The sequence below is a fragment of the Nocardiopsis trehalosi NBRC 14201 genome (assembly GCF_001552555.1).
Lineage (GTDB): Bacteria > Actinomycetota > Actinomycetes > Streptosporangiales > Streptosporangiaceae > Nocardiopsis_B > Nocardiopsis_B trehalosi.
In genome coordinates, this window is the sequence record NZ_BCRK01000072.1 from 1 (window position 1) to 21,234 (window position 21,234).

At 74.2% G+C, this 21,234-nt stretch carries 19 protein-coding genes; 8 read left to right on the forward strand and 11 right to left on the reverse strand.

Features of this window, described 5'->3' with window-relative positions:
- Nucleotides 1-39: 39 nt before the first annotated feature.
- Complete coding sequence (locus NT8_RS14485; RefSeq protein WP_067969217.1) at nucleotides 40-474, reverse strand: ATP-binding protein; 435 nt, start codon at nucleotides 472-474, stop codon at nucleotides 40-42.
- A gap of 243 nt (nucleotides 475-717) precedes the next feature.
- Here NT8_RS14485 and NT8_RS14490 point away from each other — a divergent pair, with 243 nt between their 5' ends.
- Together NT8_RS14490 and NT8_RS14495 are read left to right on the forward strand one after the other, a co-directional pair.
- Entirely contained in the window at nucleotides 718-1,521 is an 804-nt protein-coding gene (locus NT8_RS14490) for a helix-turn-helix domain-containing protein (RefSeq protein ID WP_084468942.1), read from the forward strand.
- Nucleotides 1,518-1,700, forward strand: a complete 183-nt coding sequence (locus tag NT8_RS14495; RefSeq protein WP_067969220.1) for a DUF397 domain-containing protein — start codon at nucleotides 1,518-1,520, stop codon at nucleotides 1,698-1,700. The genes NT8_RS14490 and NT8_RS14495 overlap by 4 nt, the downstream gene beginning before the upstream one ends.
- A 64-nt stretch (nucleotides 1,701-1,764) precedes the next feature.
- Here the strand turns inward: NT8_RS14495 and NT8_RS14500 are convergent, their stop codons facing one another.
- Nucleotides 1,765-2,880 (reverse strand): epoxide hydrolase family protein, encoded by a 1,116-nt coding sequence (locus NT8_RS14500; RefSeq protein WP_067969223.1) that lies wholly within the window; start codon nucleotides 2,878-2,880, stop codon nucleotides 1,765-1,767.
- A 171-nt stretch (nucleotides 2,881-3,051) separates the two neighbouring features.
- Here NT8_RS14500 and NT8_RS14505 point away from each other — a divergent pair, with 171 nt between their 5' ends.
- Together NT8_RS14505 and NT8_RS14510 are read left to right on the forward strand one after the other, a co-directional pair.
- A complete protein-coding gene (locus tag NT8_RS14505; RefSeq protein ID WP_157515807.1) occupies nucleotides 3,052-5,499 on the forward strand; it encodes an SEL1-like repeat protein in 2,448 nt (815 codons plus the stop codon).
- Between the two features lie 181 nt (nucleotides 5,500-5,680).
- Nucleotides 5,681-6,580 (forward strand): NAD(P)H-binding protein, encoded by a 900-nt coding sequence (locus NT8_RS14510; protein WP_174549574.1) that lies wholly within the window; start codon nucleotides 5,681-5,683, stop codon nucleotides 6,578-6,580.
- 56 nt (nucleotides 6,581-6,636) lie between these two features.
- Here the strand turns inward: NT8_RS14510 and gcvH are convergent, their stop codons facing one another.
- From gcvH to NT8_RS31280, 3 genes are all read right to left on the reverse strand, one after another.
- A complete protein-coding gene (gene gcvH / locus NT8_RS14515; protein WP_067969229.1) occupies nucleotides 6,637-7,032 on the reverse strand; it encodes a glycine cleavage system protein GcvH in 396 nt (131 codons plus the stop codon).
- Between the two features lie 128 nt (nucleotides 7,033-7,160).
- On the reverse strand, nucleotides 7,161-7,829 hold the full coding sequence (locus NT8_RS14520) for a hypothetical protein (RefSeq protein WP_067969232.1): 669 nt from the start codon (nucleotides 7,827-7,829) through the stop codon (nucleotides 7,161-7,163).
- Complete coding sequence (locus NT8_RS31280; protein ID WP_067969236.1) at nucleotides 7,829-8,713, reverse strand: ABC transporter ATP-binding protein; 885 nt, start codon at nucleotides 8,711-8,713, stop codon at nucleotides 7,829-7,831. Before NT8_RS31280 ends, NT8_RS14520 begins: the two co-directional genes overlap by 1 nt.
- 105 nt (nucleotides 8,714-8,818) lie before the next feature.
- Between NT8_RS31280 and NT8_RS14530 the strand changes: the two genes are divergently transcribed.
- A complete protein-coding gene (locus tag NT8_RS14530; RefSeq protein WP_067969238.1) occupies nucleotides 8,819-9,961 on the forward strand; it encodes an acetyl-CoA C-acetyltransferase in 1,143 nt (380 codons plus the stop codon).
- Nucleotides 9,962-9,997: 36 nt separating this feature from the next.
- On the opposite strand, the gene NT8_RS14535 is transcribed toward NT8_RS14530, so the two are convergent.
- Together NT8_RS14535 and NT8_RS14540 are read right to left on the reverse strand one after the other, a co-directional pair.
- Nucleotides 9,998-10,711: a hypothetical protein gene (locus NT8_RS14535; RefSeq protein WP_067969240.1), complete on the reverse strand. Its 714-nt coding sequence runs from the start codon at nucleotides 10,709-10,711 to the stop codon at nucleotides 9,998-10,000.
- A gap of 264 nt (nucleotides 10,712-10,975) precedes the next feature.
- On the reverse strand, nucleotides 10,976-11,977 hold the full coding sequence (locus NT8_RS14540) for an aldo/keto reductase (protein ID WP_067969243.1): 1,002 nt from the start codon (nucleotides 11,975-11,977) through the stop codon (nucleotides 10,976-10,978).
- 101 nt (nucleotides 11,978-12,078) lie between these two features.
- Here NT8_RS14540 and NT8_RS14545 point away from each other — a divergent pair, with 101 nt between their 5' ends.
- Complete coding sequence (locus tag NT8_RS14545) at nucleotides 12,079-12,924, forward strand: helix-turn-helix transcriptional regulator (protein WP_067969246.1); 846 nt, start codon at nucleotides 12,079-12,081, stop codon at nucleotides 12,922-12,924.
- A gap of 502 nt (nucleotides 12,925-13,426) precedes the next feature.
- On the opposite strand, the gene NT8_RS14550 is transcribed toward NT8_RS14545, so the two are convergent.
- Nucleotides 13,427-15,442, reverse strand: a complete 2,016-nt coding sequence (locus NT8_RS14550; protein ID WP_067969248.1) for an MDR family MFS transporter — start codon at nucleotides 15,440-15,442, stop codon at nucleotides 13,427-13,429.
- A 230-nt stretch (nucleotides 15,443-15,672) separates the two neighbouring features.
- On the opposite strand from NT8_RS14550, the gene NT8_RS14555 reads away from it, so the two are divergent.
- Together NT8_RS14555 and NT8_RS29915 are read left to right on the forward strand one after the other, a co-directional pair.
- Entirely contained in the window at nucleotides 15,673-16,815 is a 1,143-nt protein-coding gene (locus NT8_RS14555; RefSeq protein WP_067969251.1) for an acyl-CoA dehydrogenase family protein, read from the forward strand.
- A gap of 38 nt (nucleotides 16,816-16,853) precedes the next feature.
- Nucleotides 16,854-17,021 carry a hypothetical protein gene (locus NT8_RS29915; RefSeq protein WP_169805219.1) on the forward strand — a complete coding sequence of 56 codons (168 nt, stop codon included), beginning with the start codon at nucleotides 16,854-16,856 and terminating at the stop codon, nucleotides 17,019-17,021.
- A gap of 54 nt (nucleotides 17,022-17,075) precedes the next feature.
- Here NT8_RS29915 and NT8_RS14560 read toward each other — a convergent pair whose 3' ends face one another.
- From NT8_RS14560 to pdxH, 3 genes are all read right to left on the reverse strand, one after another.
- A complete protein-coding gene (locus NT8_RS14560; RefSeq protein ID WP_067969254.1) occupies nucleotides 17,076-19,325 on the reverse strand; it encodes an ATP-binding SpoIIE family protein phosphatase in 2,250 nt (749 codons plus the stop codon).
- Between the two features lie 194 nt (nucleotides 19,326-19,519).
- On the reverse strand, nucleotides 19,520-20,230 hold the full coding sequence (locus NT8_RS14565; protein WP_067969256.1) for a metal-dependent transcriptional regulator: 711 nt from the start codon (nucleotides 20,228-20,230) through the stop codon (nucleotides 19,520-19,522).
- 244 nt (nucleotides 20,231-20,474) lie between these two features.
- The gene (gene pdxH / locus NT8_RS14570) at nucleotides 20,475-21,140 is read right to left on the reverse strand and encodes a pyridoxamine 5'-phosphate oxidase (protein ID WP_067969258.1); all 666 of its coding nucleotides are present in this window, start codon (nucleotides 21,138-21,140) and stop codon (nucleotides 20,475-20,477) included.
- Nucleotides 21,141-21,234 lie beyond the last annotated feature (94 nt).

The following is a 21,234-nucleotide window of genomic DNA, read 5'->3' on the forward strand; positions in this document are numbered from 1 at the left end:
CGGGCGCCCGCCGCACCGAACGGAGGTGGCGGAGGGCGGTCAGGGGACCGGCCGCAGCCGCGCGGACGGCGCGCGCCGCCAGGTGAGGGTGTAGGCGAGGCCGGTGCGGCCGTCGGTGAGCGGGCCCCAGGTGTCGGCGTAGGCGTCGACCAGGGCCAGGCCCCGGCCGCGCTCGGACAGCGGGGCGACCTGCTCGCGGGCGGGACGGGTGGCGGTGCGTCCGCCGTCTACGCATTCGACGGTGAGGGTGCCGGGGAGCAGGCAGGCGTGGACCTCGAACTTGCCGCCCCTGCCGGTGGCGGTGTGCCGGATGGCGTTCGTGGCGGCCTCCGACAGCAGCAGGACGGCCGCCGCCACCTGCCCGTCGGGGATGCGGTCGGTGCCGTGGGCGCACAGCACGGCGTTGAGCCAGACGCGCGCTTCCCGCACCTGCTCCACCCGCCCGGGGAAGACCTTGGAGTGCCGTATCTTCATCGTCCCCTCCGGCACCTACACATTGGGCATCGACCGCCGCAAAGACGATTCACACGGTCGACATAGGGACGAACCCTCCTGCGCGCATTCACATGACTGCCTTTCATCCAGGAAATCGATTGGTCACCGATATCCATGAACACAGGGTCGCGCTACGCCGCCGGCCCCGCCATAAGCTCTACGCATCTCAAGCAAATTTGAGAACCTGTAGCACCCTGAAGCGCCGTGGGGCATTCTTGAGAGATGCAGGATGAATCATTTTCTGCTTGGAAGCCGTGGGGGGCGGAACTCCGCCGCCTGCGCCATAGGTCCGGCCTTACACAAGATGACGTAGCGCGGCGCGCCCACATCAGCCGACCACAGGTCGGCGCACTGGAGAACGCCACAAGAAGCCCAAAAGCGCACCATGCGGATGCTCTGGACGAGGCTCTCGCTACAAACGGAGAGCTTCGGAAACTCTGGGCAGAGATATCGGACAGCAGTGGCGCGCCCTCGTGGTATCGAGATGTTCTCGCACTGGAACGCCGCTCTCGGGACATCGAGGAGTACCACTCGATTCTCATCCCGGGACTTCTACAGATCCCCGGATACGCCCGTACGCTGATCCACGCCCGTCAGGTGGGCGTGCCGACGGAGCGCATAGATCAGGCCGTCAAAGCCAGATGCGCACGCTTGCCCGCCCTGCCCGGTGTACGGCTGTGGTTCGTCGTCGATGAGGTGGTGATCAACCGGATTGTTGGAGATGAGACCATCATGGCTGAGCAACTTCAACACGTGATGGAGCTGGCCAAGGCAGGCACGATCAGGTTCCAGGTGATACCCGGTACGCTGCGTCGCCATCCGGGACTATGCAGTCCATTCCGCATCTTCGACACCGCGAACGACGGCATGGTCGTACGGATGGACCACACTTACGGTGGATCGACCTACCGGGACGCCGAACAGGTGTCGTACATGCGGAGCCTCTTCGGTGCCCTCCAGGCCGAGGCTCTGTCCCCTTCACAAACCGAGGACTTGATGGCACGGACGGTGGAAGGTCTGCGATGAGAAAGTGGCACACATCGAGCTACAGCGATGGTGGAGGCGGTGAGTGCGTCGAGGTGGCCGAAGGCCCCCTCACTCTCGTGCGCGACACCCGGAACCGGGAACTCGGGCATCTCGTCTTCCCCGCCGAGGCGTGGAGCGCCTTTCTCGGCGGGGTGAAGGCCGAACCCGCCGACGGGTGAACGCCGCGGGGCCCCGGTCCGTTCGGACCGGGGCCCCGCGGGTGCCCCTGGCCGGGCCGTCAGCTCACAGCGCGCGGAAGAAGGCGCGGATGTCGGCCACGAGCAGGTCGGGGGCGTCGTGGGCGGCGTAGTGGCTGCCCGTGTCGTAGACGTTCCACGACACGATGTTTTCGTGGTCGCGGTCGGCCAGGGGGCGGACCGACTGGAAGTCGTAGGCGAAGTTCGCCAGCCCCAGCGGCACCGTCGTGGGCTCGGTGGGGTGTTCGGCGTGCGCGTCCTCGTAGTAGAACCGCATGGACGACGCCGAGGTCCGGGTCAGCCAGTACAGGGTGACGTTGTCGAGGATGTAGTCGCGGCTCACCGCCGTCCCGAAGAGCTGCCCGCTCCACGCGAGCTGCCCCACCGGCGAGTCCGCGAGGGCGTGCGCGAGGGTCTGCGGCGCCGTCGACTGCAGGTGGTTGAACGCGTTCTTCGCCATGAACTCCTGCATGAACGCCACCCGGGCCAGGTCGGCCTCGTCCAGGCGGGCCAGTTCGTCGGGGTCGCCCGAGGGGAACGAGAAGACCTGCGTGACGTGCACACCGGTCACGTTCTCGGGGGCGGCGCGCCCCATCTCGGGGGCGATGAACGCCCCGCCGTCGTTGCCGTGGGCACCGTAGCGCTCGTAGCCCAGCCGGTTCATCAGCTTGTTGTAGGCGCGGGCGGTGCGGTACCGGTTCCAGCCCTTCTCGGTCGTGGGGCCGGAGAACCCCACTCCGGGGGTCGACGGGATGACCAGGTGGAACGCGTCGGCCGGGTCGCCGCCGTGGGAGCGCGGGTCGGTGAGGGGGCCGATGACGTCGAGGTACTCGACCACCGACATCGGCCAGCCGTGGCTCAGCAGCAGCGGGGTGGCGTCCGGCTCGGGCGAGCGGACGTGCAGGAAGTGGATGTTCTGCCCGTCGATCTCGGTGGTGAACTGCGGGTGGGTGTTGAGCCGGTCCTCCAATGCCCGCCAGTCGTAGCCGTCCACCCAGTACGCGGCGAGGTCCCGGACGTAGTCGGCGGTGACCCCGTACGCGTCGCCGGCACCGGGCAGCTCGCCGGTGTAGCGGGTGTTCCGGACCCGGTGGAGGAGGTCGTCCAGGTCGGCCTGCGGAACCTCGGCGCGGAAGGGGCGGATCTCGCTGCTGTTCTTCATGTCTCCGACCCTAGAGATTCTTTAGGCAGATTCCGTTCCTATTGGGATGCCGGGTCATGACGGCCGATGTGTCGCTTCCACCCGGCCCGCGACCTGCGGGGATGCGGCGGTCATGCCCCATGCGCCGCGACCGGCGCTGCGGGCGGTCGTACGACTCGCCAGAATCGGGGCATGCGGTGGGTATGGGTGGGCGGGTCGGCCGCCGTCGCGTGCGCGGGCATGGCGGCGGTGCTGTACGTGTCGGATCTGGAGACGCTGTCGTGGGTCGCCGGTGCCGGTTCCTTCGTCGCCGCCGTCCCCTCCCTGGTGCTCGCGCTGGTTCTGGCCCGAGCGCCGGCACCGGTCACGCCGCCCGACGCCCCGGACACCGCACCGCCTCCCCGCGTCCTTCGAACGGCCACGGAGGCGGCCGCGCCGGAGTGGACCGGAGGGGCGGTGCGGGTGGCCGAGGCCGACCCGTACACGCTCGGTGTCCACCGCTCCCGCCAGGGCGCGCGGGGGCCGGAGCTGCCGCCCTACACCGCTCGCGACGCCGACGCCGCCCTGGAGCAGGCGCTCACCCAGACCGCCGAGGGCGGCGGGGCGGTGCTGGTGGAGGGCGACTCCACCGCCGGGAAGTCCCGCGCCCTGCTGCACGCCCTCACCCGCACCCTGCCCGACCGTGCGCTGTTCGCCCCCGCCCCCGGTGAGGACCTGTCCGAGTTGGCCGCGCGTCTGGCCGCCGACCCCGTCCCGGAGGGGGCGGTGGTGTGGCTGGACGACCTGCACCGCTTCCTCGGCCTGGGCGAACACGGCCTCACCGAGCCGGTTCTGGCGGTCCTGGCGCGGTCGGGGGCGGTGGTCGCGGCCACTCTGCGCACCGAGTTCGCCGACCACTACGCAAGCTCCGGGACGTCCGCCTCCGGGTCGGCGCGCGCCGACGGCGAGCGGGAGGCCGGCGCCGCGCTGCTGCGGCGCTTCACCCGCCTGCAACTGGACCGCGTGTGGAGCCCGGCGGAGGTGGAGCGGGCCGCCGAATCCGGTGACGGACTACTGGCCGAGGCCGCCGCCCACCACGGCGAGCACGGCATCGCCGAGTACCTCGCGGCAGGTCCGCACCTGCTGCGGCGCTGGCGCGCCGCGTGGCGCTCCACCGCCCGAGGCGGCCACCCCCGCGGCCACGCGCTGGTCGCCGCCGCCGTCGACCTGGCCCGCACCGGCCTGCTCACCGCCCCCGATGCCGCCCTGCTGGAGAACACCCATCCGGTCTACCTGGACGGGGCGGCCGTACTGCGCCCCGAACCCTTCGACCAGGCGCTGGAATGGGCGTGCGAACCGGACCTGGGGGCCAGCGGGCTGCTGGTGGCCGCCGACATCGAAGGACGGCGCTGGCGGGCCTTCGACTACCTGATCGCGGCCACCGCCTCCCCCATCCCCCCGGCCGTCTGGCAGGCCGCCCTGGACCACGCCGACGGCGACGACGAGCGCATCGGCATCGCCGTCAACGCCGACGAGGCCGGGCACCGCGAACCAGCCGTGGCCGTCATCGCCCCGCTCGCCGACGCCGGCCACCCCCGCGCGATGCACAACATGGGCTACATCGCCCACGACGAAGGCCGCTCCGAGGAGGCGGAGCGGTGGTTCCGGCGCGCCGCCGACGTCGGGTATGCCATCGCCCTCCGCAATCTGGGCGTGCTGTTGACCGGGCGGGGCGAAGTGGAGGAGGCCGAGGAGGCGTACCGGCGCGCCGCCGACGCCGGGAACACCGACGCCCTGAACAACCTGGGCGTGCTGCTGACCGAGCGGGGCGAAGTGGAGGAGGCCGAGGAGGCGTACCGGCGCGCCGCCGACGCCGGGGACACCAGCGCCCCGCGCAACCTCGGCCTGCTGCTCGCGGAGCAGGGCCGCGTGGAGGAGGCCGAGGAGGCGTACCGGCGCGCCGCCGACGCCGGGAACACCGACGCCCTGATCAACCTCGGCCTGCTGACGGCGCGACAGGACCGGGCGGAGGAGGCGGAGGCGTTCTACCACCGCGCCGCCGACGCCGGGAACACCGACGCCCTTCGCTATCTGGGCGTGCTCTACGAGGAGCAGGGCCGCACGCGGGAGGCCGAGGACGCCTACCGCGGGGCCGCCGACACGGGGAACACCGTCGCCCTGCGCAACCTCGGTCTGCTGATGGCCGGACAAGGCCGGGCGGAGGAGGCGGAACGGGTCTACCAGGAGGCCGTCGATGCCGGAGACGCCGGCGCCATGAACAACCTGGGCGTGCTGCTCGCGGAGCAGGGCCGCATGGAGGAGGCCGAGACGGCGTACCGGCGCGCCGCCGACGCCGGAAACGCCGACGCCCTGCGCAACCTCGGCCTGCTGTTCGAGGATCAGGACCGCATGGGGGAAGCCGAAGAGGCGTACCGGCGCGCCGCCGACGGCGGGAACAACGTCGCCCTGATCAACCTGGGCCTGATGCTCGAAGAGCAGGGCCGCGCGGAGGAGGCCGAGACGGCGTACCGGCGCGCCGCCGACACTGGGGACACCGATGCCCTGATCACCCTCGGCCTGCTGATGGCCGGGCAGGGGCGGCCCGAGACGCGGAACGGGCCTGCCGCGCGGCCGCCGACGCCGGGAACGGCGTCGCCCTGACCGACCTGGCGCGCTGCTCGAAGGCCAGGGGCGGTACGCGAACCGCATTCGCCCTCGGCGGCAGCATCGGGGCGAATCCTGCAAGCGTTTGCATGTGCGCGGGGACCGGCTCGGCGCCTACCCTTCCCGCAGTCCCGCTCCGGAGCAGGCCGGAACGGGCGGGCGCAGGGAAGGGTGGGCGATGACCGTACTGGTGACCGGGGCGACCGGGAACGTGGGGCGGCGGGTGGTGGCCGGGCTCGCGGCGGCCGGGGTGCCCGTGCGGGCCATGGCGCGGCGGCCGGAGGCGGCCGCGCCGCCGCCCGGGGTGCGGGTGGTCGCGGGCGACTTCACCCGGCCGGAGACGTGGGCGGCGGCGCTCGACGGGGTCGCGGCCGTCTACCTTTACCCGTTCTCCTACCTGACCGGGCCCGCCGGGGAGGCCTTCGCCGAGCGGGCGGCGGCGGCCGGTGTGCGGCGGTTCGTCGTCCACTCCGCGATCGCGGCCGGGTTCGACGGCACCGACGACCCGGCCGACCCCGCCATCGGCCCGCTCCGCCGGCACCTGGCCGAGGAGCGGGACGCCCACCGCGCCGCCGAACTGCTGGTGGAGGCCACCGACCGGGAGTGGACGCACCTGCGGCCGGGCCTGCTGGCCGCGAACGCGCTGGGGTGGGCCGGGGAGGTCCGCGCCACCGGGGCGGTGCGGCTGCCCTACCCGGACGCCGGGAACGCCGTCGTGCACGAGGCCGACATCGCCGACGTCGCGGTGGCGGCACTCACCACCGACGACCACGTGGGCGCGGTGTACGAGCTGACCGGGCCGGAGCGGGTCACCCAGGCCGAGCAGGTGGCGGCGATCGGCGCCGCCATCGGCCGCGACCTGGCGGTGGTGGCGGAGGACCCCGACGCCACCCGCGCGCGCTGGTCCGCCGAGACGGGCCTGGGCCGCGACCTGGTGGACGGGCTGGTGGCGGTCCAGGCGGCGTCGGTGGCGCCGCCCGGCCTGGTGCCGCCCACCGGGACGGTGGAGCGGCTGACGGGCCGGCCGGCCCGGTCGTTCGCCGCGTGGGCGCGCGACCACGCCGCCGACTTCCGCTGAGGACGCGCGGGGCGGCGCCGGTGCGGGCCCCGCCGGCACCGGCGCCGCCCGGCGGCTCATCCCTCTTCGGCCTCGCAATAGGCGCGGTAGTCGACGGCCGACATCAGGGTGTCGGCGTGGCCGGGGTCGTCGGCGGCGATCTCGACCAGCCAGCCGTCGCCGTAGGGGTCGGTGTTGCACAGCTCCGGGTCCTCGACGACGGCCGTGTTGGCGGCGGTGACCTCACCCGTCACCGGCGCGTAGACCTCGGCCACCGCCTTGACGGACTCGACCGACCCGAACGCCTCGGACGCCTCCAGGCGGTCGCCCACGGCGGGCAGTTCGAGGAACACGATGTCGCCGAGCTGGCGGGTGGCGAACTCGGTGAGGCCGACCGCCACCCGCCCCTTGCCGAGGTCCCTCACCCATTCGTGGTCGCTGGTGTAGCGCAGGTCCTCCGGAATGTTCGTCACCCTGCCACCCTTCCTCTCCTACCGCGACGGCGTGACTCCACAGAGTCAACCAGTGCGGCCGCCGCCGCGCGGGCGGAACGCGCGGATCGGCGCCCCGGCCGCAAGCGGCCACCACCCCGGCGGGTGGGTCAGGAGCGGGCGCGCGACCACCAGGCGGTGCCCGCCGCCGCCACCGAGGCGACGAGCACCGCGGAGGCCAGGGCCGCGAGGAGGGCGGCGTTCGCCTCGGGGCCGGGCGCGTCGGCGACGCCGGTGACGGCGGCCTGGGCCGGCGACCCGGCGGCGACCAGCGCGGCCACGGCGAGGATGCCGGTCGCGGGGATGGCGATGCCGGGGCGGCGCTCCAGCGGGGTGGTGCACGCGGCGCCGATCGCCACCCCGACGAGGACGCAGGCCACCCCGGCGGCCAGCCCGGCCGCGAGCATGGTGCCCCAGCCGGCGGCGGTGGCCAGGGCGGGGTCGGCGAAGCCGACGGTGGCGCCCGCGGCGCCGATGCCGAGCACGGCGAGCCCGGTGCCGACCAGGGCCGCCGCCGCGATGGACGCGAGGTGCACGCGCACCGGGCCGCGGGCGGCGACCAGGACGGCGCGCGAGGCGTCGGGTTCGGCGAGCAGGACGACGCGGGCGGTCCACGCCGAGGCGGGGACGAGCGCCATGCAGTTGTAGGCGATGACCTCGGCGAAGGGCTGGCCCGGGGTGCTGCCGATCGCGACGATGGCCGCCCACAGCAGGAACGGGGGCAGCCAGCGCGCCGACCGGAACAGCAGGCCGAGGCGGTAGGCGGTCAGGGCGGGCATCAGCGGTCTCCTTCGCGCGGGGCGGGGGCGGCGGGCACGCCGGGGGCGTCCGCCCCGGGGCGGGACACCGAGCGGATGTGCAGGGGGTGCGGGGCGTCGAGCAGGGCGCGCAGGACGGCGTCGGAGTGGCGGGCGTCGGTGGTGACGCGGACCGTGCCGGGGGCGGGGGTGTCGACGCGGGGCGCGCCGGGGAGCCCGGTGGGCGCCCCCGCGCCGCGGGGGTCGTCGGCCTCGATGAGCACGGCGGGGGCGGCGGCGGGGTCCGGGGCGGCGGTCGCGGCGGGGTGGAGGCGGCCGTCGTCCAGCCGGTAGGCGGCGGTGGTCCGGCCGGCCAGGCGGGCGGGGTCGTGGTCGATGAAGACGACGCGGGCGCCGCGCCGGGCGGCGTCGAGCGCCGCGCCGTCCAGGAGGGCGCGGGAGGCGCCGTCGAGGCCGGTCCACGCCTCGTCCAGGACGAGGAGGCCGGGGTCGGCGAGGAGCGCCTGGGCGACGGCGACCTTCTGCGAGGTGCCCTTGGACAGGCGGCGCAGCGGGACGTGGGCGTGGTCGGCGAGGCCGAGGTGGCCGATCCACCGGTCCGCGCGGCGCGCGGCGTCGGCCCGGGACAGACCGTGGACGCGGCCCATGTGCCGGAGGTAGCGGGCGGCGGAGAACGGCAGGTCGGGCGGGAACCGCTCGGGCACGTACCCGGTGGCGGGGCGGCCGGTGACGCGCCCGGTGGTGGGGCGGGTGATCCCGGCGAGGACCCGGAGCAGGGTGGACTTGCCGCGCCCGTTGACGCCCTCGATCCGGACGACCGAGGAGGGCGGGAGGTCGAGGTCGACCCCGCGCAGGACCCACGGGCCGGACCGGTCGTAGCGCTTGCCCACATTCGCCATCAGCATGCCGCCGATTGTGCCGGACGGCGGGCCCCGATGTCTTGCCTCCGGCCGCAAACCGAATATGGTTCGGTCAAGGACGCGAGTACCGGACCCCTCCAGGAGGACACCGTGGCTGAGGCATTCATCGTCGGGGCGGTTCGCACCCCGGTCGGGACGAGGAAGGGCGCGCTCGCGGGCGTCCACCCCGCCGACCTGGGCGCCCACGTCCTGAAGGAGGTCGTGCAGCGCACCGGGGTCGACCCGGCGGCCGTCGAGGACGTCATCATGGGCTGCGTGAGCCAGGTGGGCCCCCAGGCGCTCGACCTCGCCCGCACGGCGTGGCTGTCGGCCGGGCTGCCCGAGACCACGGCCGGGGTGACCATCGACCGGCAGTGCGGCTCCTCGCAGCAGGCCGTGCACTTCGCCGCCCAGGGCGTCATGTCGGGCACCCAGGACATCGTGGTGGCCTCCGGCGTGGAGAACATGGGCATGGTGCCGATGGGCTCCAACGTCAAGTTCGCGCTGGACGAGGGCCTGCCGCTGTTCGGCGAGGGCTGGGTCGAGCGCTACGGCACGCAGGAGATCTCCCAGTTCCGCGGCGCCCAGCTGATGGCCGAGAAGTGGGGCCTGTCGCGCGAGGACCTGGAGCGCTACGCCCTGGAGAGCCACCGGCGGGCGGCGGCCGCCCGCGACGCCGGGTACTTCACCAAGGAGACCGCCCCGCTGGCGGGCGTCGACCGCGACGAGGGCGTGCGCCCCGACACCACCCTGGAGAAGATGGCCGAGCTGAAGCCGCTCCGCGACGGGTGGGCGATCACCGCGGCCGTCGCCAGCCAGATCTCGGTCGGCGCCGGGGCCGTGATGGTCGCCTCCGAGCGGGCCGTCGAGCGGCACGGGCTCACCCCGCTGGCGCGCATCGTCCAGCTCTCCCTGGTGGGCGACGACCCGGTGTACATGCTGACCGCGCCGATCCCGGCCACCCGCGTCGCGCTGGAGAAGGCGGGGCTCGGCATCGGCGACATCGACGTCACCGAGATCAACGAGGCGTTCGCGCCGGTGCCGCTCGCCTGGATCCAGGAGCTGGGGGCCGACCCGGCGACGGTCAACCCCAACGGCGGCGCGATCGCCCTCGGCCACCCGCTCGGCGCGACCGGCGCCGTGCTGATGACCAAGCTGGTCCACGAACTCCACCGCACCGGCGGCCGCTACGGCCTCCAGACCATGTGCGAGGGCGGCGGCCAGGCCAACGTCACCATCATCGAACGGGTCTGACCCGGCGCGGGCGGGGCTGAGGACACCCCGGCGCCCTCAGCCCTCGCGGACGTCGGCGGTGCGGCGGGGGTCGTCGGCCAGGATGCGTTCGGCGAACCACCGGGCCTGCCGGTCGGCGGGGCGGTCGGGGGCGGTGGTCAGCCGGTACCCGTAGAGGCCCGGCCCGCCGCCCGCGCCCTCGCGGAACCACACGTCGACCCCCTCGGTGTCGGCGACCTCCTCGGGGAGGTCGGGTTCGGCCCGCCGGGGGGAGACGTCCAGGAGGACGCAGTCCCACCGCTCGAACCACCCGCTCTCGGTGAGGGTGCGCTCCAGGAGCCGCGCGATGGTGTCGACCGGTCCCTCCCAGCTGTGGTCGGCGGCCGCACGGGCGAGTTCGGCGTCGTACCGGGCGGCGTCGAAGTGGACGGCCGGGGGGACGGCGGTGCCGCCGCTGGTGTTCTCCCAGGAGTCCCAGACGACCCGGTCGCCCGCGCGCCGCAGGGTGACGTACAGGGCGCCGCAGCACCCGGCCGTGCAGACCGGTTCGGTGATCATGACGCGGCGGGGTTCCTCGGCCGCCGCCAGCGGCCAGGTCGCGGGCGGGCCCGCCCAGTGGCGGCGGCTCGGCGCCAGCCCTTCGGGGTGGACCTCCTGGAGCACGTCGACCCCGTCGATGAGCGGCCGTACCTCGGCCCAGGGGTCGGCCGCCCAGTCGTCGGGGATGCGGTGCCGCAGGGTCAGGACACTGATCGCCGGCCGCTCACTCATCCCCCCATGCTCCCCCGCCCCCGCCCCACCGGCCATCCCTTTTCCGCCGACGGCCGCCGCGGGCGACCCGCCGCGCCCCGCCCCCGGGGCCGCCGGCCGTGCGGGGGCGTATGCCGGGTGGCGTATGTGGCGCCGGGGCCGCCTCCCTGGCGTGGGGCCACCTGATGACCGGCAGCGGGCCGCGCGCGGCGCCCCGTAGGACCGGTCCGGTGGCCGCCGCGCGGCGGACGGCATACCCCGCCCGGCGGCCCCGCCGCTCGGCGGTCAGTCGGCGGCGATCGTGGCCATCGCGGCCGCCGGGTAGCGGTCGCCCGCCGCCGCACCCGGCGGGAACAGCCGGTCCAGCTCCGCGGCCTGGGCCTCCGTCAGCCGCAGGTCGGCGGCCGCCAGGTTCTCGGCGGCCCGCTCCGGGGAGCGGGTGCCGGGGATGGGCACCACGTCGGCGCCGCGCGCCAGCAGCCAGGCGAGGGCGACCTGCGGCGGCGTCGCCCCGATCTCGGCGGCGAGGGCGGCGGCGCCGCGCACCAGCTCCCGGTTGTGCGCGAAGTCGCCGCCCTGCCAGCGGGGGAAGCCGCGGCGCCCGTCGCCCTCGGCCAGGTCGTCCGGCGAGGAGAGCGCACCGGCGAGGAACCCCCGGCCCAGCGGGCTGGAGGCCACGAACCCGACCCCGAGTTCGCGGGCGGTGGGCAGGATCTCGGCCTCGACCCCCCGCTCCCACAGCGAGTACTCCGTCTGGAGCACCGCCACCGGATGCGCGGCGTGGGCGCGGCGCAGAGTCCTCGGGCCGACCTCGGACAGGCCGACGCCGCCGACCTTGCCCGCCGCCGCCAGGTCCCCGATCGCGCCGACGCTCTCCTCCACGGGCACGTCGGGGTCGACCCGCCCCAGGACGAAGAGGTCGATGCGCTCGGTGCCGAGCGCGGCGAGGGCGGCGTCGCAGGCCCGCCGCAGGTCGTCGGGGCGGCCGGAGTGGACGGCGCCGGAGGGCGGCCGCCACCGCAGACCGGTCTTCACCGACAGCACGGCCTCGCCGGTGCGCCCGGCGAGCGCCCGGCCGAGGGCGGCGTTGAGGACGTTGGGTTCGGTCCCGTAGAAGTCGGCGGTGTCGATGAGGACCGGGCCGGCGTCGAGGACGCGGTGGACGGCGGGCGCGAGGGCGTCGAGGTCGGCGGGGCCGTAGGCGCCGGCGAAGGGCATGATGCCGAATCCGACGGGGGACACGGCGAATCCGGCGAGGTCGCGCAGCGAACGCGGGGGTGGGGTCATGCGGCTCAGCGTGGCCGGGCCACGGGGCCGCCGCCAGGGTCGGTGGAACGGGGGTCCGGCGGTCCCTGGCTCGGCGGTCCGGAGGGGTCCATGCTGGGCGGGTGGATCGCACCGAGTTCTCCCGGTTCGTCCGGGCCCGCCGCGAAGCCCTGCGCCCCGGCGACCTCCACCTGCCGACCGGCACCCGCCGCCGCACCCCGGGCCTGCGCCGGGAGGAGGTGGCCGCGCTCGCGGGCATCTCCGTCGACTACTACACGCGGCTGGAGCAGGCGCGCGGCCCGCGCCCCTCGCGCCAGGTCCTCGGCGCCCTGGCGCGGGCCCTGCTGCTGGGCGCGGCGGAGACCGGCCACCTGTTCCGACTGGCCGACGAGGCGCCCCCGCTGGACGCCCCGGAGCGGACGGTGTCACCGGGTGTCCTGCGGCTGCTGGACCGCCTGGACGCGACCCCGGGCATGGTCCTGGACGCGTTCGGCGACGTGCTCGCCTGGAACCCGGTCGCGGCCGCGCTGGCGATCGACTTCGGCCGGGTGCCCGAGCGCGAGCGGAACCTGGCGTGGCTGTTCTTCTGCACGGCCGACGGCCGGTCCCGGATCGACCCCGCCGCCGCCCCCGGCGCGGCCGGCGCCCACGTCGCGGGGCTGCGCGGCGCCGCGGCCCGCTACCCCGGCCACCCGCGGCTGCGCGAACTCCTGGGCATGCTGCGGGACGGCAGCCGGTGGTTCGCGGACCTGTGGGAGCGCAACGACGTCGCCGCGCCCCGCCCGGCCCGGAAGCGGTTCCAGCACCCGTTGGTGGGGGCGCTCGTCCTGGACTGCGAGATCCTGGAGCTGCCCGAGCGGGGTCAGCGGGTCGTCCTCCACTCGGCCGAGCCCGGCACCCCCTCCCACGAGGCGCTGCGCCTCCTCCGCGTCATCGGAACCGAGGACTTCACCGCCGACGCGGTCTGAGGCGCCGCCGGCCGAGCGCGGAGCGGGGCGGCGGGACACGGGTGCGGCCGGGCCCCGGGTGGGGTCCGGCCGCGGTGGTCCGCTGCGGATCAGGGTCTCCGGTCCGGGTGGCGGACCGGCCCCGGGGTCAGGTCAGCGGTTCCCCGGGTGGCGGAGGGCGTCCGCGCGGACGGTGGTGCCGGCACGGGCCGGTTCGTCCCGGTCAGGCGGTAGCCGGGCGGGTGGGGGGACGCGGTGTCCGTGTCGTCGCCACGGCGGCGACGGCTCGATCATCGACGCGGAGGCCGCTCTCACCAGGTGCGATGCGCGGGTGCTGGGCAGGGAACGACCGCGAGTCGGGCACCGCGTGACCAACCCGGAGGGGGTCGGCGCGAGCGCGGCGGGACCGGCGGATGAGCGCGCGGCGCGCGCGGCGGTCCGTCCCCCATCCCCGTCAGCGCCCGGTCGGACGCGCGCGGGCGGGTGCGTCCGGGTGGCCACGCCGGCGGGCCGGGTCCAGCCGTCAGCGCGTCCGGCCGTCGGCGGGGCCGGCGAGGAGGGCGGCGTCGTGGTCGTCGCCGAGGGTCTCCTTGGAGAGCCGGTGCAGCAGCGCGACGAGGTCGGGGTGGCGCTCGGGCGAGTAGTCGCGCATGAGGGCGCGCAGGGCGGCCTCCTGGGCGTCGAACAGGCGGCGGGCGACGTCGGTGCCGGCGGCGGTGAGCGTCCAGTCGCCGGGGCCGCCGGTGAGCATGCCGGTGCGCATCAGCTCGCCGTGGACGGGGTCGAGCCGCTCCTCGGGGACGCGCGCCAGTTCGGCGAGCCGGTCGCCGGGGATGGGCCCGGACACGGCGAGGTGGGTGGCCACCCAGCAGGCGGCCGGGGACAGGTCGACCCCGGCGGCCGCCGACAGGCGGGTGTAGACGTGCAGCGCGCCTTCGTGCCCGAAGAGGCGGTAGATGGAGCGCTCGACCATGGCGAGGGTGGCGCGGGAGGCCGGGACGGGTGCGATGGACGCGTCGAGGTCGTCGGAGCCGATGGTGGTGCGCAGCGGGATCTGCTTGAGGAACAGCGCGAACACGAACCCGGCCGCCGCGACGGGGGTGGCGGCGAGGAACACCGTGTCGACGGCGCCGGAGTAGGACTCCAGGAACGCGCGGGCGGCCTCCGGCGGGAGCCGGTCGAGCAGGCCGGGGTTGTTCTGGAGCTGCTCGGGGCGCACGCCCGGCGGCAGGTCGAGGCCGTCGGCGCGCGCGGCGATGTCGGCGCTGAGGTGCCCGGCGAACACCGCGCCGAAGATCGACGTGCCCACGGAGCCGCCGATGGACCGGAAGAACGTGGCGGCGGAGGTGGCGGCGCCGAGGTCGCGGTAGTCGGCGGCGTTCTGCACGACGACCACGACGACCTGCATGGTCAGCCCCAGCCCGGAGCCGAGGAGGAAGAAGTACACGCTCATCACGGCGAACGGGGTGTCGGGGTCGAGCGTGGACAGCAGCAGCAGCGCCACCGTGACCAGGGCGGTGCCGACGATCGGGTACGCCTTGTAGTGCCCGGTGCGGCTGACGAGCTGGCCGGAGCCGATCGAGCACAGCAGCATGCCGAGGACCATGGGCAGCATGTGCAGGCCGGAGGCCGTCGCCGAGTACCCGTGCACGATCTGCAGGAACAGCGGCAGGTAGGCCATCGCGCCCATCATGGCGAAGCCGACCGCGAAGCTGACGAGCATGCCGACGACGATGACCCGGTTGCGGAACAGCGTGAGCGGCAGCACGGGGTCGGCGGCGCGGCGGGCGCTGACCCACCACAGGGCGGCCAGGACGACGGCGGCCCCCGCGAGCGCGGCGATCTGCGGCGACACCCAGTCGTAGGTGGTCCCGCCCCACGAGGTGACGAGCACCAGGCAGACCGACGCGGCGGCGATGAGGGTGATGCCGGCGTAGTCGACGGTCTGCCGGTCGCGCCCCGATGTGCGGGGCAGCACCAGCAGGAGGGTGGCGAAGGCGATCACGCCCAGCGGGACGTTGACGTAGAAGACCCACCGCCAGGAGAGGTTGTCCACGATGAACCCGCCGATGAGCGGCCCGGCCACGCTGGCGACCCCGAACACCGCGCCGAACAGCCCCTGGTAGCGGCCGCGGTCGCGGGGCGGGACGACGTCGCCGATGACCGCCTGGGCGAGGACCATGAGCCCGCCGCCGCCGATGCCCTGGACGGCGCGGTAGGCGATGAGGGTGCCGAAGGTCGACGCGGTCCCGCACAGCGCGGACCCGGCGAGGAACAGCACGAGGCAGGTCAGCAGGACCCACTTGCGGCCGAACTGGTCGCCGAGCTTGCCCCACAGCGGGGTGGTGGCGGTGACGGCGAGCAGGTAGGAGGTGACGACCCAGGAGATGTGGCTCAGCCCGCCGAGTTCGGAGGCGATGCGCGGCATGGCGGTGGAGACCACGGTCTGGTTGAGCGCGGCGACGAGGACGGCGAGCAGCAGGGCGCCGATGATGACGAGGACGTGCGGCTCGTCCCGGCCGGCGGCGTGCCTGGCCATGGGCGCCTCCTCCCCGTCCCCGGTCGGTGCCCGCTCCCGCGCTGCCGGGCACTCGTTGCAGCAGCGTAGGCGGGGGGCGGGTGGGGTTCCGGAGGGCCGCGCTGGCCGGTCCGGCACTTTACAGAAGTTTCACCCGTGCCGAACCGAACGCTATTCGGTTACGGTGGTCCCCACAGATCCGCCCCGCTCGCGGTCCCCGGCGGGAGGCGGCGCGAGAGAAGGAGTCGTCCATGCAGCGGGAGCTCTTCGAGACCGACCACGACCTGTACCGCGAGTCGGTCGCCGCGTTCCTCAAGCGCGAGGTCGTGCCGCACCACGACGCGTGGGAGAAGGAGGGGATCGTCCCCCGCGAGGTGTGGGCCAGAGCGGGGGAGGCCGGGCTGCTGGGGCTGGGGGTCCCGGAGGACCTGGGCGGGTCGGGCACCGACGACTTCCGGTTCAACGCGGTCGTCGGCGAGGAGATCTGCCGCGTCCGGGCGAGCGGCCTCGGGTTCACCCTCCAGAACGACGTGATCGCACCGTACCTCGTCGGCCTCACCACCGAGGAGCAGAAACGCCGCTGGCTGCCCCGGTTCGCCTCCGGCGAGCTGATCACCGCCATCGCCATGACCGAGCCGGGCGCCGGCAGCGACCTCCAGGGCATCCGCACCACCGCGGTCCGCGACGGCGGCGACTACGTCCTCAACGGGCAGAAGACGTTCATCACCAACGGCATCAACGCCGACCTGGTGATCGTGGTCGCCCGCACCGACCCCGACGCGGGCGCGCGCGGGATCTCGCTGATCGCGGTCGAGCGGGGCACCCCCGGATTCGAGCGCGGCCGCAACCTGGACAAGATCGGCCTCAAGGCCCAGGACACCGCCGAGCTGTTCTTCAGCGACGCCCGGGTGCCCGCCGAGAACGTCCTCGGCGAGCCCGGCCAGGGGTTCGTGCACCTCATGACGAACCTGCCGCAGGAGCGGCTGTCGATCGCGGTGGCGGCGGTGGCCGGGGCCGAGTACATGTTCGCCGAGACGGTGGCCTACTGCCGGGACCGCACGGCGTTCGGCCGGCCGATCGGCAGGTTCCAGAACACCCGGTTCGCGCTGGCCGAGATGGCCACCGAGATCGACATCGCCCGCACCTACGTGGACCGGGCGATCGTGCTGCTCAACCGGGGCGACCTGAGCGTGGAGGACGCCGCCAAGGCCAAGTGGTGGACGACCGAGCTGTGCAACCGGGTGATGGACCGGTGCTTGCAGCTGCACGGCGGGTATGGGTACATGATGGAGTACCCCGTGGCGAAGGCGTGGCAGGACGCGCGTATCCAGTCGATCTTCGGTGGCACCACCGAGATCATGAAGGAGATCGTGGGCCGCTCGCTGGGCCTGTAGCCACACCCCCGACGGGAACGGCGAAAGGGTCTCACCTTATGAGCGGCGCCTGGGACGGCCTGATCGTCCTCGGCCTGCTGGTCCTGCTCCTGGTGCTGGGCGTGCGTCGGCTGCGGCCGCGCGTGCACATCCCCTGGACGACCGGCGGCATCGTGGTCTTCTTCATCTTCATCGTGCTCATGCTGTGGGCGTGGTCCAACCGGTGAACCCGGCGCCCGGCCCCCTCGTCCGCGAGGGGGCCGCGGCGCGCCCGGCGGGCGTCACTCGCCCTTGAGCGGTACCTCGAACCACACGGCCTTGCCGTCGGGGGTGGGGCGCGACCCCCACCGGGTGGCGAGCTGGTCGACCAGGTAGAGGCCGCGGCCGCCCTCGTCGTCGGCGCCGGCGCTGCGGATGCGCGGCAGCCGCAGGTCGTTGTCGAAGACCTCGACCCACACCGACGACGCGCCCCGCCGCAGCCGGAGCAGGAACTCGGTGCCGGTGACGGGTTCGGGCTCCTGGCCGGCCTCTTCGAGCAGGTCCGACCAGTCCTCGTCGAAGTCGTCGGCGCCGCCGAGCCCCCCGGTGTCGAAGGAGACCGCGGAGTCCTTGACGCCCTCGGGGGTGAACTCGCGCCGCACGGGGTGCGGGGTGGCGTGGATGACCACGTTCGTGACGATCTCGGACACCAGCAGGCAGGCGAGTTCGGCCTGGTCGCGGTCCATGCCCCAGTTCTTGAACGTGCTGGCGGCGAGGTGGCGGGCCTCGCCCACGGTGGGGGCCTCGGCGACGAAGAAGCCCTCCTCCATGGCGAGTTCGCCGGGGTGGGCGCGCACGACGAGCAGCGCGGTGTCGTCGTCGATCTCGCCGGGCACGGCGGTGACCGCGGCCTCGGCGATCTGCTCGACGTCCTTGTCGGCGACCTCGCGGACGCGCGCGAACAGCCGCTGGAGGGAGCGTTCGATGTCGACGGCGCCGCCGAGCGGGCGGCGGTCGACCAGGCCGTCGGTGTAGAGCAGGAGGGTGGCGCCGGGCGGCAGGGTGACGTCGGCCTGGTGGTAGATGGCGTCGTCCGAGGGGACGCCCTTGATGCGGACGCCGAGCAGGGTGTCGGAGACCTCCAGGGCGAGTTCCTCGACGTCGCCGTCGTGGATGAGCAGCGGCGCCTGGTGCCCGGCGTTGGCGTAGGAGAGCTCGTGCGACCAGGCGTCGTACACCAGGTAGAGGCAGCTCACGCTCGGCACCCACATGCCGCCCTCGCCGTCGGGGCGGCCGAGGCGGCGCACCCATTCGTCGAGTTCGCGGAGGATGTCGGCGGGTTCGCGGTCGGCCTGGGCGAACGCGCGCAGCGCGGCGCGGAGCTGGCCCATGACGGCCGCGGCGTGCGGGCCGCGCCCCTCGACGTCGCCCACGACGATGCCCACCCGGCCCGCCGACAGCGGGATGACGTCGTAGAAGTCGCCGCCGACCTGGGTCTGGATGCCGTGCCCGTGGGTCTCGAGCGGCTTGGCGGGGACGTAGCGGTGGGCGATGGACAGGCCGTCGAACTGCGGGAACGAGCTGGGCAGCAGGCTGTTCTGGAAGGCGAGGGCGGTGCTGCGCTCCTCCTCGAACAGCCGGGCGTTGTCGATGGCCAGCGCGACCCGGGACGCGATGGCGCCGACGAGGTCGCGGTCGAACCCGCTGTAGTGGGTCTTCTGCCGGGGGGTGAGCCGGGACAGCGCGAGGGTGAGCACGCCCAGCAGCTCGCCGCGGGCGCGCAGCGGCGCGGCGATGGCCGAGCTGAGCCCGACCTGCTCGGAGACGCGGGCTGAGCGCTCACTGGGGGCGTTGTCGGCGTAGGCGTAGTCGCTGACCAGGACGGTCTCGACGCGGCGCATGGCGGTGTACACGAAGTGCCGGTCGGGGTAGCGGACCTCCTCGCCGACGTCGAACCAGGTGCCCGGAGGCGGGGTCCACCCCTCGGAGTGCACGGAGATGCGGCGCACCAGGCGCTCGTGGTCGAAGAGGTCGATGAAGCAGTGGTCGGCGAACTGCGGCACGAGGATCTCGGCGACGGCCCGCATGGTGGAGTCGAGCTCCAGCGAGCCGGCGAGGCGGTCGCCGACGCGTTCGAGGAGGCCGTACTGCTCCTCGACCCGGCCGCTGCGCATGGCCTCGTTGGCGAACATGACGATGCCGTCGACGGCGCCGGAGGCGTCCTTGAGCGGGACGGCCTGGGCGCGGACGTGGATCCACGCGGCGTCGCCGCGGATGACCGCGAACGTGCCCTCCCAGGTGCCGCCGCGCAGGACGCGGCGGGCGAGCTGGGCGGCGTGCTCGCGGTCGGACTCGTGGATGCCGAGGTCGAGCAGCGACATGCCGGTGTGGTCGCTGCCGTCGGCGAAGCCGAACAGTTCGCGGGCGAAGGAGTTCCAGTAGCGGAGGTGGCTGAACCGGTCGGCCACGACGACGGCGATCTGCGCCTGCTCGACGACGTCGGCCCCGGTCAGGGCGTCGTCGTCGTAGAAGGCTTCCCCCCACCGCTTCATACAGCCGCCACCTTGCCGTCATGGACCGAGGTCATGACGCCGACCCGCAGGATCCGATTCGCCCCCGCGCGGCGGGACCGGTGGCACCGGCCCGCGCGCGCCATGGGCAGAGCATAGCCCGACCCGGGGCGTATCCGCAGAGTAAAGCGGCATTATGCCGAGTCCGCAAAACGCCGGACCGCCCCATGGCCGGATCAGGGCTTGGCGACGAAAATATGGCTCGCGATCTGCCGGGACAGTTCGCCGGGCTCGCCATCCTTGCCGCTACCACCAATCACCTGGACGCCGTCGTCGCTCGCGAGGAGTGTCACATCCTGCTCCGGTTGTACCCCTGCCCGCTTGAGCGCGAGCATCACATCGACGTCGCTCTGCAGCTGCTCGCTGATGCGCCGGACGGTGACCGTGGTCGCGGTGCCGTTGGCGACCTCGATCATCGGCACGATGGAGTCGTCGGAGAACGGCTCGGGGGCGTAGTCGTCGAGGCCGAGTTCGTCGAGCCCGGGGATCGGGTTGCCGTGGGGGCAGACGGAGGGCGCGTTGAGCAGCCGGACCAGGCGCTCCTCGACGGCCTCGGAGATGACGTGCTCCCAGCGGCACGCCTCGACGTGCACGTCCTCCCAGGGCAGGCCGATGACGTCGACCAGCAGGCGTTCGGCGAGCCGGTGCTTGCGCATGACGTGCGTGGCGAGCCGGCGGCCCTCGCCGGTCATGACGAGGTGGCGGTCGTTCTCGACCCGCAGGAGGCCGTCGCGCTCCATGCGGGCGACGGTCTGGCTGACGGTGGGACCGCTCTGCTGAAGGCGCTCGGCGATGCGCGCCCGGAGCGGTACGATCCCCTCTTCCTCCAGCTCGAAGATCGTGCGGAGGTACATCTCCGTGGTGTCGATAAGCCCGTGTGCGGTCAAGGCTCCCCCTCCCCTCGTGGGCCCGCTGAGAGTGTCAACGGCAGGACCCTCAACACTGGCCAGCGGCGCGCGATTCCCGGGGGGCCGGCGGGCGGGAGGTGCCGGACCGGGCGGCGCGCGCTGGCCGCGGGAGCGGCCACCGATGGCCTTCATCATAGCGCGGCGACCGACACCCCACTTCCGCGCAATGTGGCGTGTGACACATCCCTCCCGCCGACCCGAAAAGTGGGGCGCACGGGTGCTCTCAGGGGGCGAGGCGGTCGATCCGCCACTCCCCCGCCTCCGGTCCGCCCGCGACCAGTACGTACTGGAACCGGTCGTGCATGCGGTCGGTGCGGCCCTGCCAGAACTCCACCTCGGCGGGCACGACCCGAAACCCGCCCCAATAGGGCGGGCGCGGGATCTCCTCCCCCTCGGGCCACAGCGCCGCGTACCGGGCGTACAGCCCGTCCAGGTCCTCCCGCCCGGAGACGGGCGACGACTGCCGCTCGCTCGCCCACGCGCCCAGGCGCGACCCGCGCGGCCGGGTGCGGAAGTAGGCGTCGTTCTCGGCGTCGGTGAGGCGCTCCACCCGGCCCGCGACCAGCACCTGGCGGCGCAGCGGGTGCCACGGGAACACCACCGACGCCGACGGCCGCTCGGCCAGCGCGCGCCCCTTGCGGGAGCGGTAGTTGGTGAAGAAGCGCAGCCCGGAGCGGTCGTAGCCCTTCAGCAGCACGGTGCGCGCCCGGGGCACCCCGGAGGGTTCGACCGTGGCGAGCACCATCGCGTTCGGCTCGGCCAGCCCCGAGGCGCGCGCGTCGGCGAACCAGGCGTGGAACTGGTCCATGGGGTGCGCGGCCAGGTCGGCGCGGGAAAGGGGCGCGCCTTCGTAGGGTTCGCGCAGCTCAGCCGGGTCACAGGGGTTCACAGTCGTGCATCCTCACACGTTCCCCCGGGGCGCGCCACCCGCCGGGCGACCGGTGCCCGCGGCGGCCCCGGGGGCGGGGCCGCCGTCCGCCGCC

Coding starts and splice junctions, on each gene's coding strand:
- NT8_RS14485 (WP_067969217.1), bottom strand. CDS start 474: ATGAAGATACGGCACTCCAAGGTCTTCCCCGGGCGGGTGGAGCAGGTG.
- NT8_RS14490 (WP_084468942.1), top strand. CDS start 718: ATGCAGGATGAATCATTTTCTGCTTGGAAGCCGTGGGGGGCGGAACTC.
- NT8_RS14495 (WP_067969220.1), top strand. CDS start 1,518: ATGAGAAAGTGGCACACATCGAGCTACAGCGATGGTGGAGGCGGTGAG.
- NT8_RS14500 (WP_067969223.1), bottom strand. CDS start 2,880: ATGAAGAACAGCAGCGAGATCCGCCCCTTCCGCGCCGAGGTTCCGCAG.
- NT8_RS14505 (WP_157515807.1), top strand. CDS start 3,052: ATGCGGTGGGTATGGGTGGGCGGGTCGGCCGCCGTCGCGTGCGCGGGC.
- NT8_RS14510 (WP_174549574.1), top strand. CDS start 5,681: ATGACCGTACTGGTGACCGGGGCGACCGGGAACGTGGGGCGGCGGGTG.
- NT8_RS14520 (WP_067969232.1), bottom strand. CDS start 7,829: ATGCCCGCCCTGACCGCCTACCGCCTCGGCCTGCTGTTCCGGTCGGCG.
- NT8_RS31280 (WP_067969236.1), bottom strand. CDS start 8,713: ATGCTGATGGCGAATGTGGGCAAGCGCTACGACCGGTCCGGCCCGTGG.
- NT8_RS14535 (WP_067969240.1), bottom strand. CDS start 10,711: ATGAGTGAGCGGCCGGCGATCAGTGTCCTGACCCTGCGGCACCGCATC.
- NT8_RS14540 (WP_067969243.1), bottom strand. CDS start 11,977: ATGACCCCACCCCCGCGTTCGCTGCGCGACCTCGCCGGATTCGCCGTG.
- NT8_RS14550 (WP_067969248.1), bottom strand. CDS start 15,442: ATGGCCAGGCACGCCGCCGGCCGGGACGAGCCGCACGTCCTCGTCATC.
- NT8_RS14555 (WP_067969251.1), top strand. CDS start 15,673: ATGCAGCGGGAGCTCTTCGAGACCGACCACGACCTGTACCGCGAGTCG.
- NT8_RS29915 (WP_169805219.1), top strand. CDS start 16,854: ATGAGCGGCGCCTGGGACGGCCTGATCGTCCTCGGCCTGCTGGTCCTG.
- NT8_RS14560 (WP_067969254.1), bottom strand. CDS start 19,325: ATGAAGCGGTGGGGGGAAGCCTTCTACGACGACGACGCCCTGACCGGG.